Raw genomic sequence first — 18,982 nt, forward strand, 5'->3', positions numbered from 1 at the left:
ATAATAAATTTTTGCCTTTCCCTGGGGGACAATACAGCGGCATTTTTGCTCAATTCCAGCGGGAAACACTCCCGAGCTGGCGCGGCGAAGAATAGTTTTTCGATTTACCGCGCAAATGCAGTCGGTATGACAGCACCTGGAGCGCAATTTAAACGCTTATAACGTTTTAAAGCAAGGTGGGATCCAAAAACCAGAACAATATAGCGATATGAAAAATTGGGTTAGCACAAAACACCATTTCATGGAAAAAGGTATGGGTAATAGTTCGAACAAAAAACAATCAAACGTCGTAAAATTCAGGAGTCATATATTGACCGCATGGAAAAAGCCAGCTTGTGCTGGCTTTTGGAAAGTTAATCTTACGAATGTGCTTTAACCGTTACTTTTGGCAATCAAACGTTCCGGGATCACGAAACTAAATCGCGTCCCCTGACCTGGTTCGCTTTCGATATTCAAGCGGCTGTCGTGATGATGCAGCGCATGCTTCACGATGGCCAGACCCAGCCCGCTACCGCCTGTTTGCCGCGATCGCGCTTTATCCACTCGGTAAAAACGTTCGGTCAAACGTGGAATATGCTCGGCGGCAATGCCCGGACCGTTATCTTCCACACAAAACTCCGCCCCCGACGCCACATGCTGCCAGCGTACGGTAATGTGCGTTCCCGCAGGCGTGTGGTTTACTGCGTTGTAGACGAGATTCGAGATAGCGCTACGCAACTGTTCCTCGTTACCCCGCACGTTCAGGCTGTTATCAACATCAAAGGTAAACGTATGTTTTTGCTGGCTCAGCGTCTGCGCTTCATGCTCAACTACGCGCAGCATCATGGGTACATCGACCTTCTCATTCAGTTGCAGCGTCGGTGCAGCCTCAATTTTTGACAGCGTCAGCAGCTGTTTCACCAGTCCTTCCATGCGGTACGTTTGTTCACGCATGGTATGCAGTGCTTTTTCACGCGTCGTCCCTTCCAGCGGATGCTCCTGCATCATTTCCAGGTAACCCTGTAACACCGTCAGCGGCGTACGCAGCTCATGGCTGGCGTTAGCAAAAAAGTTACGTCGTGAACCTTCAAGTTGGTGCATCTGGGTAACGTCGCGCGCCACCATCAGCAGTTGCTTATCGGTGTAGGGCATCACGCGAATTTCCAGATGCCGTCCGGTATTGAGCACCAGATTGATAGGCCGGCTAAAGTCGCGCGTTTTCAGATATTGTGTGAATTCCGGATAGCGAAGCAGGTTAAGAATATTTTGCCCGCTATCGTCCGGCCAGCGCAGTCCCAGAACCTGCTGAGCCAGTCCGTTACACCAGAAGATACCGCCTTCTTCGGTGGTCAACACCACCGCGTCGGGTAGCGATTCCGCCCCGCTGCGAAAACGTTTAATCAGGTTACCCAGTTCTCGACGGCGCTTTTTGTTGCGAAGCTGCATTTGATGCAGCCCATATAACAGCGGCTCCCAACTGCCTCGCCCCGGCGGCGGCGTCATGCTTCTGTCGACCCATAGCCACCAGGACAAACGTAATAGATTCCAGAAATGCCAGATAAGCAGGCCCGTTACCGACGCCAGTAAAAACCAGGGCAGGTAACCGAAAAAAGCGCTAAGGATAAATGCCGGTATGCAGCACAGGATCAGCTCCAGTACCAACCTTTTCCATGACAATCGTTCTAGCAAACGTCTTACTCCATTTACGGCCTAATCCATCAGGCCATGATTCTTGTCAGTCAGAAGCGGGTCGAAAAACGATATCCCGTCCCGCGAACCGTCTGCACCATACGATCGTGTCCGCTGTGCTCCAGCGCTTTACGTAAGCGGCGGATATGCACATCCACTGTCCGGTCTTCCACGTAGACATTGGTTCCCCAGACATGATTGAGGAGTTGTTCACGGCTGTAGACACGCTCAGGGTGAGTCATAAAGAAGTGCAACAGTTTGAATTCGGTCGGCCCCATATCCAGCGGATCCTCGCCGGTCATCACGCGATGCGAGGTCGGATCAAGGCTTAGCCCCTGCATCTCAATAACCTCTTCCACCGCCATCGGGGAAATACGACGCAGAACCGCTTTAATACGCGCCACCAGCTCCTTGGGAGAAAACGGCTTGGTAATATAGTCATCCGCGCCGGTTTCCAGACCCCGAACGCGGTCTTCCTCTTCACCTCTCGCCGTCAGCATCATCACAGGGATGTCCCGCGTCATCGCTTCGCGCTTGAGATGTTTAATAAACTGCAGACCCGAGCCGCCGGGAAGCATCCAGTCAAGTAAGACGAGATCCGGCCAGGGTTCATTGAGTTGGTTCACAGCACTGTCATAGTCTTCGGCTTCAACGGGTTGAAATCCGTTTTGCTCGAGCACGAAGCAGACCATTTCACGAATTGGAGCTTCATCTTCTACGACCAGAATACGTCTCGCCATGATTTGCCCTGTTTATAATTAAATCGTTTGCCATCAATACAGTGCCATTATGCGTCAGTTTTATGACAGATTTATGAAAAGATAGCCCAGGTTTAACGCAGCCCGGCGAATTATGACAGCCCGGAGACAAGATATTAACGTCCTTACAGGGTTATAATCCCCGCCATTGTTTTATCGTCATGGAACTCTTATGCGCATCCTTCACACGTCTGACTGGCATCTGGGCCAAAATTTCTACAGCAAGAGCCGCGCCGCTGAACATCAGGCCTTTCTCGACTGGCTGCTGGAAACGGCGCAATCCCAGCAGGTGGATGCCATAATTGTGGCAGGCGATATTTTCGATACTGGCTCACCGCCAAGCTATGCCCGAGAGCTGTATAACCGCTTTGTCGTCAATTTGCAGCAAACCGGCTGTCATCTGGTGGTGCTGGCAGGTAACCACGACTCCGTCGCCACGCTCAATGAATCTCGCGACATTCTGGCATTTCTCAACACCACGGTCGTTGCCAGCGCCGGCCATGCGCCGCAAATTCTGCTGCAACGCGACGGCACCCCGGGGGCAATCCTGTGTCCGGTTCCTTTTTTACGTCCGCGCGACATCATCACCAGCCAGGCTGGACTGACAGGACAAGAAAAACAGCAGCATTTGCTGGGCGCGATTACTGATTATTACCAGCAGCAGTATCAGGACGCCTGTACGCTGCGCGGCGATCGGAATATCCCCATCATTGCGACCGGACATTTGACCACCGTCGGCGCCAGTAAAAGTGACGCCGTACGTGACATTTATATCGGTACGCTGGACGCCTTCCCGGCACAAAACTTCCCACCAGCGGACTACATCGCGCTGGGACATATTCACCGGGCGCAGGTTATCGGCGGCACGGAACATATCCGCTACTGCGGTTCGCCGATTGCGCTCAGTTTTGACGAGTGCGGCAAAAACAAATGTGTACATCTGGTGAGCTTTGAAGCGGGGAAACTCAGCGCCGTCGAAAATCTCACCGTCCCGGTCACGCAGCAGCTTGCAGTACTGAAAGGCGATTTAGCCGCCATTACCGCCCAGCTTGACCAGTGGCGCGACATGCAGCAAGAGCCGCCGGTGTGGCTGGATATTGAAATCACCACCGACGACTATCTGCATGATATGCAGCGCAAAATCCAGGCCTTAACCGAAGATTTACCGGTAGAGGTGTTACTGGTGCGCCGCAGCCGGGAACAGCGCGAACGTATCATTGCCAATGAACGGCGTGAAACGTTAAGTGAACTGAGTGTGGCGGAAGTTTTTGACCGCCGTCTGGCGCTGGAAGAACTCGAAGAACCACAGCGTGAGCGGCTTAACCAGCTGTTTAGCGCAACCTTGCACACGCTTGCCGGGGAGGCTGAAGCATGAAAATTCTCAGCCTGCGCCTGAAAAACCTCAACTCCCTGAAGGGAGAATGGAAAGTCGATTTTACCGCCGAGCCTTTTGCCAGCAACGGGCTGTTTGCCATCACCGGGCCAACGGGGGCGGGGAAAACCACCCTGCTGGACGCGATTTGCCTTGCGCTGTACCACGAAACGCCACGTCTGAATACCGTGTCACAGTCGCAAAACGACCTGATGACCCGCGACACCGCAGAGTGCCTGGCCGAGGTCGAATTTGAGGTGCGGGGCGAAGCCTACCGCGCTTTCTGGAGTCAGAACCGGGCACGCAACCAGCCTGAGGGCAACCTGCAGGTCCCGCGCGTAGAGCTGGCCCGCTGCGCCGACGGTAAAATCCTCGCCGATAAAGTCAAAGACAAGCTGGAGATGACCGCCGAGCTTACCGGACTGGATTACGGTCGTTTTACCCGTTCGATGCTGCTGTCTCAGGGGCAGTTTGCCGCATTTCTTAATGCCAAACCGAAAGAGCGCGCCGAGCTGCTGGAAGAGCTAACCGGCACTGAGATCTACGGCCAAATTTCCGCGATGGTGTTTGAAAAACACAAATCAGCGCGTACGGCGCTGGAAAAACTGCATGCCCAGGCCAGCGGCGTTGCGCTATTAGCACCAGAGCAGGTGCAGTCCCTGACGGAAAGTTTGCAGGTACTTACTGACGAAGAAAAACAATACATTACCAGCCAGCACGTCCAGCAACAGCACCTCAACTGGCTTATTCGGCAAAATGAGCTACAAACGGACATAAATCGCCACCAGCAGGCATTACAGGCTGCTCTTCAGGCGCAAGAAGACGCGCAGCCACAACTGGCGGCGCTGAGTCTGGCGCAACCGGCCAGAGCGTTACGCCCACACTGGGAGCGAATTCAGGAACAAACGGCTACTATCGCGCGCACGCGGCAGAAGATTCAGGAAGTGAATGCTCGCTTACAAAGCAGCTTAGCGCTGCGCGGGCGCATCCGTCAGCAGGCGCACACGCAATCGACCGCGATGCTCGCCGGACAACAGACGCTAACCGACTGGCTGAACGAACATGACCGCTTCCGCTTGTGGAGTAGCGAACTGGCAGGCTGGAAAGCACTGCTGGCCCAACAGTCCGATGCCAGTGCCCAGCTACGCCAGTGGCAGCAGTTGCGAGAGAACGACATGCGTAAGCTCGATGCGCTGGCGCTTCCCACGCTGACCCTTTCGCCGCAGGAGGTAACACAAGCGCTGGCGCAACATGTGCAGCGTCGTCCGTTACGCCAGCGACTGAGCAACCTGCACGGACAAATCGCCCCGAAGCAAAAGCAGCTGGCGCAGCTACGCGCCACGCTTGTACAGCGTCAGCATGAGCTGACTCAACGCAACGCGGTACTTGCCGAAAAACGTCAACGTTATAAAGATAAAAATCAGCAGCTTGCCGATGTGAGAATCATTTGTGAGCAGGAAGCCCGTATCAAAGATCTGGAAAGCCAGCGGGCATTACTGCAATCCGGCATGCCTTGCCCGCTTTGCGGCTCCACCGCACATCCGGCGATTGAGCGCTATCAAACGCTCGAACTGAGCGTGAATCAGACGCGACGTGAGGCGCTGGAAAAAGAGGTTAAAACGCTGGCCGATGAGGGTTCAACGCTACGCGGACAGCTCGAGGCAATAAGCCAACAGCTTCAGCGGGATGAACGCGAAGTACAGACGCTTTCTCAGGAGGAGCAAGCACTTACTCAAGAGTGGCAGACGGTCACCGCCAGCCTCAACGTGACGCTGCAACCGCAGGATGACATCGCCCCATGGCTTGCCACCCAGGAAGAGCATGAGCAGCAGCTTCACCAATTGAGCCTGCGCCATACCCTGCAGGCGCAAATCACCGCGCATACAGAGCAAATAACTCAGCTCCAGCAGCATATTGACCAGCGTCAGGCGGCGCTAACCGCCGAGCTGGCCCGTCATGGCCTGTCCCTTCCGGCTGAGGATAACGTCGCCTCATGGCTAAGCGAACGGGCGAACGAAGCCCAAATGTGGCAACAACGCCAGAGCGAACTGAGCGCTTTACAGACCCAAATAGCTCAGCTTGCGCCGCTGCTGGAAACGCTGCCAGAAACCGAGGCGCTTCCTGAAAACAATGAGGGTCTGTCGCTGGAAAACTGGCGGCAGGTGCACGACGATTGCCTCTCTTTACAGGGGCAGTGGCAAACTTTGCAACAGCAGGAGGCGCAGGACGTTCAGCGCGCCGCAGAAATTCAGGCACAGTTTGATGCCGCATTGCAGGCCAGTATTTTTCCCGATCGCGATGCCTTTATTGCCGCCCTGCTGGATGAAGAGACCTTCACCCGTCTTGAGCAGTTAAAGCAGTCACTCGAAGGTCAGCAGCAACAGGCGCAAACCCTGCTTAATCAGGCTCAGCAGGCGCTGGCGACTCATCAACAACAGTTGCCAACTGGGGTGGCTCTCACACTCACGGCACAACAACTGCACGACGCGCTGGCAAAACTCACACAGAAGCTACGGGATAACACCACTCGTCAGGGCGAAATTCGCCAGCAATTGAAACAGGATGCTGACAGCCGCCAGCAGCAGCAGGCGCTGATGCAGGAGATGGAAAAGGTCGCGCAGCAGGTCGAAGACTGGGGGTATCTGAATGCGCTGATCGGCTCGAAAGAGGGAGATAAGTTCCGCAAGTTTGCCCAGGGGCTAACGCTGGATAATCTGGTCTGGCTTGCCAACAACCAGTTGACCCGTCTGCACGGCCGCTATCTGTTGCAGCGCAAGGCAAGCGAAGCGTTGGAGCTGGAAGTGGTTGATACCTGGCAGGCCGATGCCGTGCGTGACACGCGCACGCTCTCCGGCGGCGAGAGCTTCCTCGTGAGTCTGGCGCTGGCGCTGGCGTTGTCCGATCTGGTCAGCCACAAAACGCGGATTGACTCCCTGTTCCTCGACGAAGGTTTCGGCACGCTGGACAGCGAAACGCTGGATACCGCCCTGGATGCGCTCGATGCGCTCAATGCCACCGGCAAAACGATTGGCGTCATCAGCCACGTTGAAGCGATGAAAGAGCGCATTCCGGTACAGATCAAGGTTAAAAAAATCAACGGACTGGGCTACAGCAAACTCGACAAGATGTTTGCGGTGGAGTAATCGACCAGCGGATGTTGTTTCACAGGACGGATAAGCGCTGGCACCCTCCGGCACTCTATGTAGCACAATATTGCATACTCAGGGACGGATATGAAATGGCATTCCACTTCGCTTATCCGCAAGCTATCGCTATTGGCGGCGAACGTTCGCCGCTATGACGCACGTCCTGCGTCTTTCTTGTTGGCAGGTGGTATGAAAAAAGTCATTTTCTCTTTAGCGCTGGGGACATTTGGTCTGGGCATGGCCGAATTTGGCATCATGGGTGTACTCACCGAGCTGGCGCGGGACGTGGGCATTTCCATCCCTGCTGCCGGCCATATGATTTCGTTTTACGCTTTTGGCGTGGTGCTGGGCGCGCCCATTATTGCGCTCTTTTCCAACCGCTTTTCGCTCAAGCATATTCTGCTGTTTCTGGTCACGCTGTGCGTGATTGGCAACGCCATCTTCACCCTCTCCTCCTCTTACTCCATGCTGGCGGTAGGCAGGCTGGTTTCCGGCTTCCCGCATGGCGCGTTTTTCGGCGTAGGCGCGATTATCCTGTCGAAGCTGGCCCGTCCGGGAAAAGTCACCGCCGCCGTCGCGGGCATGATTTCGGGGATGACCGTGGCCAATCTGGTTGGCATTCCCGTCGGCACCTGGCTGAGCCAGGAATTTAGCTGGCGTTACACGTTTCTGCTGATAGCCGTCTTTAATATTGCCGTAATAGTCTCGGTCGCTTTTTGGGTCCCCAATATCAGCGATGAGGCAAAAGGGAAACTGCGCGAACAATTTCACTTTTTGAAAAGCCCCGCCCCGTGGTTCATCTTTGCCGCCACCATGTTTGGTAACGCCGGGGTATTCGCCTGGTTCAGCTACGTCAAACCGTACATGATGTACATTTCCGGCTTTTCCGAAGCGTTGATGACCTTCATCATGATGTTGGTGGGATTAGGAATGGTGTTGGGAAACCTGCTGAGCGGTCGGCTGTCTGGCCGCTATACGCCGCTGCGCATTGCGGTAATAACCGACTTTGTGATTGTGCTGGCTCTGCTGTTGCTCTTTGCCTGTGGCGGAATCAAAGCCGCGTCGCTGACCTTCGCTTTTATTTGCTGCGCAGGCCTGTTTGCCCTGTCGGCGCCGCTGCAAATTTTACTGCTGCAAAACGCTAAAGGAGGGGAGCTGTTGGGTGCGGCTGGCGGGCAAATTGCCTTTAACCTCGGCAGCGCGATTGGCGCTTACTGCGGTGGCATGATGCTGACGCTGGGCTTTGCCTACAACTACGTGACGCTGCCGGCGGCACTGCTGTCGTTTTCTGCGATGTCGTCGCTGCTGCTATACGCTCGCCTGAAGCGCGCAGTCCCCCAGATGACACACGCTGCCGGATAGCATCTGCGCTACCCGGCTACGCGAACATTACTCCTGCGGCCACAGCCAGGCCGCACCGCGAACGCCGCTGGAGTCACCGTGTAGCGCTCTGCGTAAAGGCGTTTCGCATTCGACGCCAAAGACAAACTGCTTAATCAACGTCGGAACATTTTGATACAGTCGGTCGACATTGCTCATTCCGCCGCCCAGCACAATGACGTCCGGATCGAGAATATTTACCACATGCGCCAGTGATTTCGCCAGACGAAGCTCATAGCGGCTCAACGCCTGCTCCGCCAGAGCATCCTGCGCATTAACGAGGCTGATAATTTCACTGCCCTTGAGCAGCTTACCGCTCAGACGCTGGTAGTCGGTGGCAAAACCGGTCCCGGAAATGAAAGTTTCAATGCAGCCTTGTTTGCCACAATAACAGGGGACTTCCTGTCGAAAACGCAGCTCATCTTCATCCATCCACGGCAGTGGATTATGCCCCCACTCCCCTGCGGTACCGTTGCCGCCCGTGTGCGCCCGACCATTCAGCGCCACGCCAGCGCCACATCCGGTGCCGATGATCACCGCAAACACGGTTTGCGCCCCTGCCGCCGCGCCATCCACCGCCTCTGAAACCGCCAGACAGTTGGCATCATTTGCCAGCCGAACTTCACGATTCAGACGCGCACTCAAGTCTTTGTCAAAAGGTTGCCCGTTAAGCCAGGTCGAGTTGGCATTCTTCACCACCCCGGTGTAAGGAGAAATTGAACCAGGAATGCCCATCCCCACGGTTCCCGTCTGCCCGGTGGCTTTTTCCGCCATCTCCACCAGCGCAGCGATGGTTTCTATCGTTTGCCGATAATCATCGCGCGGCGTGGGCAGGCGATGGCGAAAAAGCTGTTCGCCCGCATCGCCAAGCGCGATAACTTCCGTTTTCGTACCGCCCAAATCGATACCTATACGCACTGTTTACTCCTCTTCCCGATTAACAATGCAAGCATAGCGACAATTCGCTATCATGCCCGCTGGATTTAACGACAAGGCCGTGGAAATTATCATGCTGTGGTTCAAAAATTTAATGGTTTACCGTCTTAGCCGCGATGTTTCTTTGCGTGCCGAAGAGATGGAAAAACAGCTGGCATCAATGACGTTCACCCCTTGCGGTAGCCAGGATATGGCAAAAATGGGCTGGGTTCCGCCGATGGGATCGCACAGCGATGCATTAACGCATACCGCCAATGGCCAAATTATTATCTGCGCCCGCAAAGAAGAAAAAATTCTGCCGTCGCCGGTTATCAAACAGGCTCTGGAAGCCAAAATATTCAAACTGGAAGCTGAGCAAGGTCGCAAACTCAAGAAGACCGAAAAAGACTCGCTGAAAGATGAAGTTCTGCACTCATTGCTGCCGCGCGCCTTTAGCCGTTTCAGTCAGACAATGATGTGGATCGACACCGTCAACGATCTGATCATGGTTGATTGCGCGAGTGCGAAGAAAGCCGAAGATACGCTGGCGCTGCTACGTAAGAGTCTCGGTTCGCTGCCGGTCGTTCCGCTGACGATGGAAAACCCTATTGAGCTGACGCTGACCGAATGGGTTCGCTCCGGCACAACGGCTCAGGGATTCCAGTTGCTTGATGAAGCCGAACTGAAAGCGATCCTTGAAGACGGTGGTGTGATCCGCGCGAAAAAGCAGGATCTGGTCTGCGACGAAATCGCCGTGCATATCGAAGCGGGCAAACTGGTCACCAAGCTGGCTCTCGACTGGCAACAGCGCATTCAGTTCGTTATGTGTGACGACGGCTCTGTTAAGCGTCTGAAGTTTAGCGACGAGCTGCGCGATCAGAACGAAGATATCGACCGCGAAGATTATGCTCAGCGTTTTGATGCCGATTTTATCCTGATGACGGGTGAACTGGCGGCGCTGATTAAAAGTCTGGTGGAAGGATTAGGCGGCGAAGCGCAACGTTAAGCCGTGTTTACCGAATGGCGGCTCAATGTCGCCATTCGTCATTTTACGCTTACAGATAGCGGCAAAGATAGGATGTTGGCTCTGCCACCTGCAGATGAAACTCGCTGCTGCCCGGCACGTTAAACACGTCCCCCGCGGCATACACTTTCCACTCGGTTTCCCCTGGTAGCAGCACGTTCAGTGCGCCGCTGACGACCGTCATCTCTTCAGGCGCCGCGGTACCAAAGGTATATTCACCTTCAGCCATCACGCCAACACTGGCGCGGCCAGTACTGCTGCTGGTAAAACCGATCGATTTTACTTTGCCGGAAAAGTATTCATTACTTTGAAGCATACAACTGGCCCTATCTCGTGATTAAGTTAACAACCAATATAGGGGGGTGACGTTCCACCTGTCACGCAAAATTACGTCAGCAGCTCCGAAGCCAGCCGGGCAATCAGCACATTGGACAGAAGAACCGGGACATCCAGCGATTTTTGCAGTAAATCGCGATGGCGTTGATTGAACCCCAGGCAGTCCAGCATGATGACATCCGCACCTTGCTCCAGCAGTTCTTTCCCGGCATCAATCAATTGTTGTTCGCTACCGTGGATCGGATTCGCCACGGCATACACTGGTGGGGTTTGTAGCACCTGCCATTTTTGCGCCTGGGCTTTAAGCAATTCAGTGACGGGAACAATAACCCCGACCTGATGCCCATCGACAATCGAGGCCACCAGCGGTGGGATAATCCGTAACGGTTCCAGCAAAATGCTGTTGCGGGCGGTCAGGCGAGCGATTGAGGCGGTACTCATCAGCAGGATCACGTCAAAGCCCTGGTTATCCAGCACCTCCACGATACATTGCAGCGAGCGTTCTACCTTCTGGCGTGAGACATGCGCGAGTTGGTGGTCGCTGAGCAGCGTTAATAAATGCTCGTCACCGGGCGAAACGCCGTACTCAGCCATCACATCCTCTCGCCGCATCTGTCCCAGCAGACTGTGGTGAGTGATGTGCTGTTCATCGATATATTCCGTCAGGAGCGGTAACACCTCACACATCGGCACAACGCCAATCGTGAGGATAGCCAACGACGTACTCATTTGTTGCTCCACCGTCTTCTTACTTTGCTGTGAAATCCCGGACATGTGCCGGGCGCTGACCTGCGCTACAAATGCTCAAAAGCGTAGCAGCAGATCGGCGGTGTCTTGTGTAAAGATTCCAAATCATTCCAGTAATGGATTGTTATTGTTTAATTTTCAATTTTTACTGTATACGGCGAAATTTAAAAAAATGTGATGCACGCCCGTACTGGCACTTTTCAGAATCGTGCCAGGGCGGTGATTAAGATCAGGCTTTATCGGGGTCTTCGTAGCGCTTTTTGGCATCCATAGCTTCCTGCGCAGAAGGATGCTCACTGATCAACGAATTCGGTTTAGGGTGATCGGCTCGAAGCTGATACCAGGTTACCGTCTGGCCTGGCGTCCCTTTTTCAACCGTAACAATCGTCGCTTGACGTGGGTAAGGTGGTTTTGTCGGCATAGTTCTTCCTTTTCACTGGATGAACATTAAGTATAGACACCGCCCTGCAACCGTGGCGCTGCCTGCGCCAGTATCCCAAGAATGTCTTCCACCACCTGTGAAGGCGGATTGGTGGCATCAACGATATAGTGCGCAGCCTCACGATACAGAACATCGCGCTGGGCGAGCACTTCCTGCACCTCTTCAGTCAACGGTTTACCGGTTAAAGTTGGGCGCAACCCCTCTTCAGGCGTCGCCTCCAGACGATCGACCAGTACTGATACCGGTGCGCTTAAATAGATAACCACGCCGTGGCTGCGCATGTAATGACGATTAAATTCGGTAAGTATGATACCGCCGCCGGTCGCAACAACCGTTGCCGGGGCTGTGACGGCCTGCAGAGCGGTCGTCTCCTGGGCACGAAACCCTTCCCATCCTTCTCTTTCGACGATCTCCGCCACGGTCATCTGCACGTGCGATTGCAACCAGCGATCGGTATCAACAAACTGGAAATCGATAGCCTTCGCCAGCGCCATACCGGTAGTTGTCTTACCACACCCCCGGGGGCCAACAAGAAAAAGAGGTTGCGTCATTACAGAAATTCCCCAGAGAGCCGCGAACGAGCGGGATCTGATGCGGTTAAAGATATAATCATATCATCAAACTAGTACATCGCCAAAGCGTAAAGAAAAAATTACAGGTGGAGTGGCGATATCTATTAATTCCTACTATAACAAGAATTCACAATGAATAAAGTGTAAATAATAAATTACACATTTTATTTTCTACGCTGTACTTCCAGCCACCACTTATCAAGCTCAGCCGCAAAATGCTGCCTGTCACGCGGTGAAAGGCTGTCCGGCCCTCCGGTCTGAATACCGCTGGCGCGTAGCGTATCCATAAAATCACGCATCATCAGACGCTCACGGATCGTGGCTACGGTATAACGCTCCCCGCGCGGGTTAAGCGCCGCTGCACCTTTTTCAATCACTTCAGCCGCCAGCGGGATATCTGCCGTTATCACTAAATCACCGGCGCTACACTGGCGCACAATCTCATTGTCCGCCACGTCAAACCCGGCGGGAACGCGTAGTGTACGGATAAAACGCGAAGCAGGAACGCGCAAGCTTTGGTTTGCGACCAAAATAAGCGGCATCTGCATGCGCTCTGCAGCGCGGTACAAAATATCTTTAATCACATTCGGACACGCATCGGCGTCCACCCATATTGTCATAACCTCTCCCCACTGATGTGCAGTCGCACATTGTCTCGTGCTTTTACTTTCAGGCAAAGTGCTGTTTCTCCTTCTGCACATATTCATTCCGCGCTAAGCTTAGCTTTCCCAGGTAAAACAATGAATATCACGCATAGGGAGTGACAAGATGGACAAAAAAATTGGTTTTATCGGCTGCGGTAATATGGGCAAAGCAATTCTTGGCGGCATGATCGCCAGCGGCCAGGTTCTCCCGGGACAAATCTGGGTCTACACCCCTTCCCCCGATAAGGTCGCTGCCTTGCACGACCAGTACGGTATTAATGCGGCGCAGTCTGCGCAAGAAGTCGCGCAAATCGCCGACATCGTTTTTGGCGCCGTAAAACCAGGCATTATGATTAAGGTGCTGAGCGAAATTACCTCCAGCCTGAACAAAGACTCCCTGGTCGTCTCGATTGCTGCTGGCGTCACCCTTGACCAGCTCGCCCGCGCGCTGGGCCATGACCGAAAAATCATTCGCGCAATGCCAAACACGCCGTCACTGGTGAACGCCGGAATGACTTCCGTCACGCCGAACGCCTTAGTCACACCGGAAGATACGGCCGACGTGCTGAATATCTTCCGCTGTTTTGGCGAAGCTGAAGTCATTGCGGAGGCAATGATTCATCCGGTCGTTGGCGTTAGCGGTTCAGCACCGGCATATGTCTTTATGTTTATCGAAGCGATGGCGGACGCCGCCGTGCAGGGCGGCATGCCTCGCGCGCAGGCTTATAAATTCGCGGCGCAAGCGGTTATGGGTTCGGCGAAGATGGTGCTGGATACGGGTAAACATCCTGGAGAATTGAAGGATATGGTGTGCTCGCCTGGCGGAACCACCATTGAAGCGGTACGCGTCCTGGAAGAACGCGGTTTCCGTTCATCAGTGATTGAAGCGATGATTAAGTGCATGGAACAGTCGGAAAAACTCAGCCGCTCCTGAGTTAACACCGCCGGACGTCAGGCCGCAGCTTCAGTGCGGTTACGTCCGGAATTCTTTGCTTTGTAGAGCGCCATATCCGCCGACTTTAACCATTCTCGGTAATGCTCGGTTTCTGAGGTCAGCGGCGCAACGCCCACGCTGATACGCAGAGCAACCTGCGGCGCGCAGGATAAACGCAGTTGGCTAAGTCGTTCATGAACACGAGACATCGCCGCAATCGCGCTGGTTGCTGGCGTGCCGCACATAATCACCGCAAACTCATCTCCGCCAAAGCGCCCAATCACATCGCTACCGCGTAAGGTCATCTGCAACTGGCGGGTCAGCGCGACAATCGCCTGGTCCCCAACGTCATGACCCCAGGTATCATTAATGCTCTTGAAATGGTCAATATCGATAATCAATAACGTGGCGTCACGCTGATAGCGACGGCAATTATCAAATTCATTACGCAGCAACAGTTCCCAATGGCGGCGGTTGTACACCCCGGTCATGCCATCTCGCGTACTCATCACCTGTAAGCGGCGTTTATGTTCCGCCAGTTTGATGACCGTCTGGTAGCTGACCCAGGCAAACAGCAGCGGATAAATCACCAGCACCGGCAGCGTCAATAGCACGCTAAGTTGAGTACTGCTTAACGCGACGGAGATATCAGTTAGCTGTAACGTCACCAGGCATGAAACCACCATCAAAACGGCACCTGCGATGAAAATTCGCATCCCTCCTGCGCCCATCAGGTTGATGCAGGTAATCATCAGCAGCGCCGTGGATGGCAACAGATTCACTCCCATAATTCCTATCCACATACCGGCGAGAATGGCATCGGCTTTTAAGTTGGTAAATTCGCTATGCAGAGGATCGTCAGCTTTGCTTGCCCACTGCCAGGCCAGGTGCGGCCAGACAAACGCCCATCCCACCAGTAACAGCCACCAGCCACCGGTAATGGGCTGAGCAACGAGTACCGACGCGATAGGGAAAAACATTCCCCCCAATCCCACCGCTCGCGGCAGCCTGATCCGTCGGGCGAATCGCAGACCGGAACGCTGGTGGTCATTCTGATGGAGCGATAAAAACGCTTCATTCGGGACGACCTTCTTTTGATAAAAGTTTTCATCATTCATCGTATTTGGGAATATTCTGAAACAAATTTCCCAAATTATAGGAAGGGGTATGGCGGCGGAAGTATGATATTTCGGGTGAGCGATTTTACCTGCTCACCCGTAAGTGCTACGCAGATTTTTTCAGGCAAGCGCTCATAAATTTATTACGATCATCACCTTTCAGAGACTGCTCCGTCGCCTTGACGTTGCATTCACGCATTTTCTGCTGCTGCGGCGTCAGGCTCTTTTCCTCAGGCGCAGATTTACTGTTTTTCAGGCAATCACTCATATATGTTTTACGCGCGTCCCCTTTTAAGGTCTGCGCCGTTGCCTGCTGATTGCAGGTGGTCATACGTTGTTGTTGCGGGGTTAATGTCTTCTCGGCAGCACCGACGGTAGTTAAAAAAATAAGACCAAAAAGCAACGTCATTAATAATGTAATTTTCATAGCACCATCCTTTTCTGAACGACGACACACAGGTAAGTTTGGCTGCTAACGATAAAAATACCACCCGGCGGCAAAAGTATTGCCGCCGGGTGTCGGGTTATTTCAGTCCTAACGCCGCTTTCATGGTGTAAAACAGGTCGGTTTGATCGGTCAGACCAACCACATTCGCCGCGTGCGGGCCATAGGCTGCAATTCGCAGCTGGCTGCCGGTATGCTCCTGCGATTCCTCTTCAGAGTTGCCATAGCTGATAACCATGACCGCGCCATCTTTGGTGTTCAGCGCCTGGGTCAGGCCTGGCGCTTTAGTATCCGGCGCGACTATCTGGCTGGCATGCGCGTGGTCAGCGGTTACTACCACCAGGGTATTGCCATCTTTCTTCGCAAAAGCAAGCGCGCGCTGTACCGCTTCATCCAGATCGACCGTTTCGCCAATCTGTCCGCACGGGTTGGCGGCGTGGTCCTGTTTATCGATTGACGCCCCTTCCACTTGCAGGAAGAAACCTTTCTCATTTTTGCTTAACAGCTCAATCGCTTTATCCGTCATCTGCGCCAGCGTTGGCACGCTGTCGTCACGCTTTGGATTGGGGGTACAGGTCACTACCGGTTTATCCAGATTGCCGTGATAAGACGCTTTCGGCCCTTCCCAGCGTACCGGCATATTGCCGTCAGAGAACAGACCCAGCAACGGTTTATCCTGATTAGCTTCGGTAATCGCTGCCAGCGTCGCGGCATCGCTCACCATCTGATAACCGCGGGCAAGGGCTTGTTCACGCAACGTTTTACCCTGCCACTCGCCTGCCGCAGCGGTTTCCGCAAACGTTTTGGCCCCGCCGCCCAGCGTAACGTCAGCCCGGGCATTCAGTAATTGTTCGGTGATGGATCCTTTGCCGCCTTTTTCCAGCGCATTGGTTGGGCATTTTTCACGGGTCACGTCGGGACCATAGCACTTACGCGAGGTCACATGAGCAACCAGCGCCGCCGGGGTAGCATCCTGCAATTCAGCGGTAGAAACGTTGCCTGTCGCCAGACCCGCCGCTTTTGCCATTTCAAGAATTGTAGCGTGATCTTTTTCATGTATATCAACGCCCAGAGCACCGTTATAGGTTTTCACGCCGGTGGTCCACGCCGTTGCGGATGCCGCAGAATCCGTCACATAATCGGGTTTACCCGTTTTTTTATCCAGCGCATAGTGCGTGTATTGTCCGGTCAATGGTAAAGCATCAATACCTTTAAAAAAGCCGCCCGCGCCTTCGGCATAATTTCGCGCTGCAGTAATTTCTGAGTCCCCCATACCATCGCCAATCAGTAAAATAATATTTTTGGCAGGTTTATCGTTCAGAGATTCGCGCAGAGCCGCAGTTTGATCGGCTGACAATCGACGGGCGCCGCCCGGCGTGGTGATATCACCCTGAGCGGCACGATTATCCATAACCGCTACGGTAGAAGTTTCTGCATTAATAACTGGGGTAAACAGCAAAGGTATCAGGGCAATAGCGAGTGCGCTTTGTTTCACTTTATTTTCTCCATGTATAAATACGGTAAAATTAAAACAAAGCGACTATAAGTATTTGATGTGACACTTTTATGATAATTTGTGGATGGAACGCCACAGATTACTCAAAACGCTTTTGGCACGCTCTCGCCAGCGTTATGTACGTTCGCCAGAAACGCAGGCATACGGCCAGCTCCAGCCAGGGCATCCTCGATTTGGCGAATGAGTATTTGCCGATCGCTCCACGTCATATTGCGCAGCATTTCGATGATTACCTGCTCCAGCGTTTCAACCTGCGCCGCAAGGTCTTGCGACTCTTCTTCTTTTTGGGCGAGCTTAAGTAACAACTCAGTGACGAGATTTTTCATTTGCGTATTCCCTTAACAAAATATAGGCCACGTTATCATTAAGACTCACAACTGCCTAGAGGATGAAAGTTGTATTTTTATAAGTAATAAAACGTTTTGCGAAAACAATCACAACACAAAATAAGGGGAAAAGAGTCGTAGCGCAGAATTATTCAATATAAAAGGGTAAGGGGATTAATAATCACACAGATATATAATGCACATTTATGGATTAACAACGCTGACGGGCAGCGTTGTTAATCAGCAATTCAGCGTGCGCGGCGCCGACGTCGCAGCGCGATAGCCAGTTGCCAGATATTGATAAGCACAATGCTCGCGGTGGCAATAAACACCCAGCGAAAGCCTGCCATTGCTGAAACCGTCGCCCCCATTAATGGCCCGGCGACGTTGCCGAGGTACATAAATGACTGGTTATAACCAAAAATGCGCCCGGTTATCTGGTCGCTGGAGTATTTCACCAGCAGCGTCTGCACCGCAGGCAACATCGCGCCGTCGGCAAAGCCGAGCAGAAAACGCAAAATTCCCAGTTGCAACGGCGTGGTAACCCACGACATGGCGAAAAACAGCACCACCGCGAAGATTAAGGTCGCCATTAAAATCCGCTCGGTCCCAATACGGTCGCCTAATTTACCGAGTCGGGGGGCTGAAATCAGCGCCGAGATGCCCGGAACCGACGCAATCAGTCCGCTGAGAAAGGCAATATTCGAACTGTCTGGGACCATCGATTTAATAAACAGCGCCAGAATTGGCCCAATTGAGCCGTTACACAGTTGGATCACCATCGTCGTAAAAAACAGGCTGATCACCAGCGCCGGATAAGGCAGCGAGGCAAACACGGCCTTTCCGCTCAGACGCTCGCTTTTTTTGATTGTCGGACGCACGCCCTCTTTGATTAAGAACAGCGTGACCAGGAAGCTCACGACCAGCAAGGCTGCGGTAATACAGAATACAGCCCGTAAGCCAACGTGGTCAGCAATAAATCCCCCCATCAGCGGCCCGCCAATGACGCCGCTAATTTGCGCCGTTGAGAGCGTACTCAGCGCCCACCCGCTACGTTCACGCGGAACCTGTGAGGCGACCAGCGCCATCGCATTGGGAATATAGCCTGACGTTAACCCCATCACCCCACGCAGCAGAAAAAGCTGCCAGACGTTTGTCGCAAAGGCCTGCAGTAAAATCGCAATCGCCATACCCAAAGAGGCCCGTAGCAGCATCAGCTTGCGTCCTTTACGGTCGGCTAAACTGCCCCACATCGGAGAGACAATGGCTGAAATCAGAAAGGTGACGCTAAACGTTAAGCCGGACCACATTGAGAGCGCTTCATGCGAGGTCACCCCCAGTTGGGAGATATAGAGCGGTAAAAAAGGCAGGATTTGGCTAATTGCCAGGCCGGTGAAAAAGCAACCGAACCATACGGAAATAAGGTTTACTCTCCAGGATTCCATAGGGACTCATAACGATAAGCAGCTGAAAACTGCGAGCAGCTTAACAAATTACTTAGCCAAATAAGGGTTCACAGGTGCGATAAATCACAGTTCAGGATTTTATCTTCCCGCTCATCGTATTTGTGATACGTCTCACATCAAAGCCACAATACTAGCAGGGAATTATGCTTCACAGGCGAAACGCACGTTTGCGC

18 protein-coding genes are annotated in these 18,982 nt (G+C 53.4%); 5 read left to right on the top strand and 13 right to left on the bottom strand.

The window, feature by feature from the left end; genetic code table 11:
- Positions 1-372 precede the first annotated feature (372 nt).
- Positions 373-1,668, bottom strand: a complete 1,296-nt coding sequence (phoR, locus tag OGV77_RS04635) for a phosphate regulon sensor histidine kinase PhoR (protein WP_087051642.1) — start codon at positions 1,666-1,668, stop codon at positions 373-375.
- Positions 1,669-1,718: 50 nt separating this feature from the next.
- A complete protein-coding gene (gene phoB / locus OGV77_RS04640; protein WP_003021496.1) occupies positions 1,719-2,408 on the bottom strand; it encodes a phosphate response regulator transcription factor PhoB in 690 nt (229 codons plus the stop codon).
- Positions 2,409-2,598: 190 nt separating this feature from the next.
- Between phoB and sbcD the strand changes: the two genes are divergently transcribed.
- The 3 genes from sbcD to araJ all read left to right on the top strand — a co-directional run bounded on the left by sbcD (position 2,599) and on the right by araJ (position 8,306).
- A complete protein-coding gene (gene sbcD / locus OGV77_RS04645) occupies positions 2,599-3,801 on the top strand; it encodes an exonuclease subunit SbcD (RefSeq protein WP_087051643.1) in 1,203 nt (400 codons plus the stop codon).
- Positions 3,798-6,941, top strand: a complete 3,144-nt coding sequence (gene sbcC / locus OGV77_RS04650; RefSeq protein ID WP_087051644.1) for an exonuclease subunit SbcC — start codon at positions 3,798-3,800, stop codon at positions 6,939-6,941. Before sbcD ends, sbcC begins: the two co-directional genes overlap by 4 nt.
- 192 nt (positions 6,942-7,133) lie before the next feature.
- A complete protein-coding gene (araJ, locus tag OGV77_RS04655; protein ID WP_087051705.1) occupies positions 7,134-8,306 on the top strand; it encodes an MFS transporter AraJ in 1,173 nt (390 codons plus the stop codon).
- Positions 8,307-8,333: 27 nt separating this feature from the next.
- Here araJ and mak read toward each other — a convergent pair whose 3' ends face one another.
- Complete coding sequence (gene mak, locus OGV77_RS04660; RefSeq protein WP_087051645.1) at positions 8,334-9,242, bottom strand: fructokinase; 909 nt, start codon at positions 9,240-9,242, stop codon at positions 8,334-8,336.
- A gap of 91 nt (positions 9,243-9,333) precedes the next feature.
- Here mak and rdgC point away from each other — a divergent pair, with 91 nt between their 5' ends.
- Positions 9,334-10,245, top strand: a complete 912-nt coding sequence (gene rdgC, locus OGV77_RS04665) for a recombination-associated protein RdgC (protein ID WP_032940007.1) — start codon at positions 9,334-9,336, stop codon at positions 10,243-10,245.
- Between the two features lie 49 nt (positions 10,246-10,294).
- Here rdgC and ppnP read toward each other — a convergent pair whose 3' ends face one another.
- From ppnP to OGV77_RS04690, 5 genes are all read right to left on the bottom strand, one after another.
- Positions 10,295-10,579: a pyrimidine/purine nucleoside phosphorylase gene (gene ppnP / locus OGV77_RS04670; protein ID WP_038638136.1), complete on the bottom strand. Its 285-nt coding sequence runs from the start codon at positions 10,577-10,579 to the stop codon at positions 10,295-10,297.
- Between the two features lie 71 nt (positions 10,580-10,650).
- Entirely contained in the window at positions 10,651-11,328 is a 678-nt protein-coding gene (locus tag OGV77_RS04675; protein ID WP_087051646.1) for an AroM family protein, read from the bottom strand.
- A 247-nt stretch (positions 11,329-11,575) separates the two neighbouring features.
- Positions 11,576-11,767, bottom strand: coding sequence for a protein YaiA (gene yaiA, locus OGV77_RS04680; RefSeq protein WP_043015366.1), 192 nt, complete (start codon positions 11,765-11,767; stop codon positions 11,576-11,578).
- Positions 11,768-11,793: 26 nt separating this feature from the next.
- Positions 11,794-12,339: a shikimate kinase AroL gene (aroL, locus tag OGV77_RS04685; protein ID WP_008783910.1), complete on the bottom strand. Its 546-nt coding sequence runs from the start codon at positions 12,337-12,339 to the stop codon at positions 11,794-11,796.
- Between the two features lie 185 nt (positions 12,340-12,524).
- Entirely contained in the window at positions 12,525-12,980 is a 456-nt protein-coding gene (locus OGV77_RS04690) for a YaiI/YqxD family protein (RefSeq protein WP_043015365.1), read from the bottom strand.
- A gap of 148 nt (positions 12,981-13,128) precedes the next feature.
- On the opposite strand from OGV77_RS04690, the gene proC reads away from it, so the two are divergent.
- Complete coding sequence (proC, locus tag OGV77_RS04695) at positions 13,129-13,938, top strand: pyrroline-5-carboxylate reductase (RefSeq protein WP_016152005.1); 810 nt, start codon at positions 13,129-13,131, stop codon at positions 13,936-13,938.
- Between the two features lie 17 nt (positions 13,939-13,955).
- Here proC and adrA read toward each other — a convergent pair whose 3' ends face one another.
- The 5 genes from adrA to OGV77_RS04720 form a co-directional block, all read right to left on the bottom strand.
- Positions 13,956-15,071 carry a diguanylate cyclase AdrA gene (gene adrA, locus OGV77_RS04700; RefSeq protein WP_087051647.1) on the bottom strand — a complete coding sequence of 372 codons (1,116 nt, stop codon included), beginning with the start codon at positions 15,069-15,071 and terminating at the stop codon, positions 13,956-13,958.
- 91 nt (positions 15,072-15,162) lie between these two features.
- On the bottom strand, positions 15,163-15,483 hold the full coding sequence (psiF, locus tag OGV77_RS04705) for a phosphate starvation-inducible protein PsiF (RefSeq protein ID WP_003830956.1): 321 nt from the start codon (positions 15,481-15,483) through the stop codon (positions 15,163-15,165).
- A gap of 97 nt (positions 15,484-15,580) precedes the next feature.
- Complete coding sequence (gene phoA / locus OGV77_RS04710; RefSeq protein ID WP_043015363.1) at positions 15,581-16,996, bottom strand: alkaline phosphatase; 1,416 nt, start codon at positions 16,994-16,996, stop codon at positions 15,581-15,583.
- Positions 16,997-17,100: 104 nt separating this feature from the next.
- Positions 17,101-17,343, bottom strand: coding sequence for a sigma-S stabilization anti-adapter protein IraP (locus tag OGV77_RS04715; protein ID WP_043015362.1), 243 nt, complete (start codon positions 17,341-17,343; stop codon positions 17,101-17,103).
- Positions 17,344-17,591: 248 nt separating this feature from the next.
- On the bottom strand, positions 17,592-18,788 hold the full coding sequence (locus OGV77_RS04720; protein WP_043015361.1) for a multidrug efflux MFS transporter: 1,197 nt from the start codon (positions 18,786-18,788) through the stop codon (positions 17,592-17,594).
- Between the last annotated feature and the right edge of the window lie 194 nt (positions 18,789-18,982).

Origin of the sequence: Citrobacter sp. Ce129 (assembly GCF_030334545.1) — a bacterium.
GTDB classification, from domain to species: domain Bacteria; phylum Pseudomonadota; class Gammaproteobacteria; order Enterobacterales; family Enterobacteriaceae; genus Citrobacter; species Citrobacter europaeus.

Excerpts from the sequence above, each read along its gene's own strand:
- phoB (WP_003021496.1), bottom strand. The coding sequence starts at position 2,408 with ATGGCGAGACGTATTCTGGTCGTAGAAGATGAAGCTCCAATTCGTGAA.
- sbcD (WP_087051643.1), top strand. The coding sequence starts at position 2,599 with ATGCGCATCCTTCACACGTCTGACTGGCATCTGGGCCAAAATTTCTAC.
- sbcC (WP_087051644.1), top strand. The coding sequence starts at position 3,798 with ATGAAAATTCTCAGCCTGCGCCTGAAAAACCTCAACTCCCTGAAGGGA.
- araJ (WP_087051705.1), top strand. The coding sequence starts at position 7,134 with ATGAAAAAAGTCATTTTCTCTTTAGCGCTGGGGACATTTGGTCTGGGC.
- rdgC (WP_032940007.1), top strand. The coding sequence starts at position 9,334 with ATGCTGTGGTTCAAAAATTTAATGGTTTACCGTCTTAGCCGCGATGTT.
- ppnP (WP_038638136.1), bottom strand. The coding sequence starts at position 10,579 with ATGCTTCAAAGTAATGAATACTTTTCCGGCAAAGTAAAATCGATCGGT.
- OGV77_RS04675 (WP_087051646.1), bottom strand. The coding sequence starts at position 11,328 with ATGAGTACGTCGTTGGCTATCCTCACGATTGGCGTTGTGCCGATGTGT.
- yaiA (WP_043015366.1), bottom strand. The coding sequence starts at position 11,767 with ATGCCGACAAAACCACCTTACCCACGTCAAGCGACGATTGTTACGGTT.
- aroL (WP_008783910.1), bottom strand. The coding sequence starts at position 12,339 with ATGACGCAACCTCTTTTTCTTGTTGGCCCCCGGGGGTGTGGTAAGACA.
- OGV77_RS04690 (WP_043015365.1), bottom strand. The coding sequence starts at position 12,980 with ATGACAATATGGGTGGACGCCGATGCGTGTCCGAATGTGATTAAAGAT.
- proC (WP_016152005.1), top strand. The coding sequence starts at position 13,129 with ATGGACAAAAAAATTGGTTTTATCGGCTGCGGTAATATGGGCAAAGCA.
- psiF (WP_003830956.1), bottom strand. The coding sequence starts at position 15,483 with ATGAAAATTACATTATTAATGACGTTGCTTTTTGGTCTTATTTTTTTA.
- OGV77_RS04715 (WP_043015362.1), bottom strand. The coding sequence starts at position 17,343 with ATGAAAAATCTCGTCACTGAGTTGTTACTTAAGCTCGCCCAAAAAGAA.
- OGV77_RS04720 (WP_043015361.1), bottom strand. The coding sequence starts at position 18,788 with ATGGAATCCTGGAGAGTAAACCTTATTTCCGTATGGTTCGGTTGCTTT.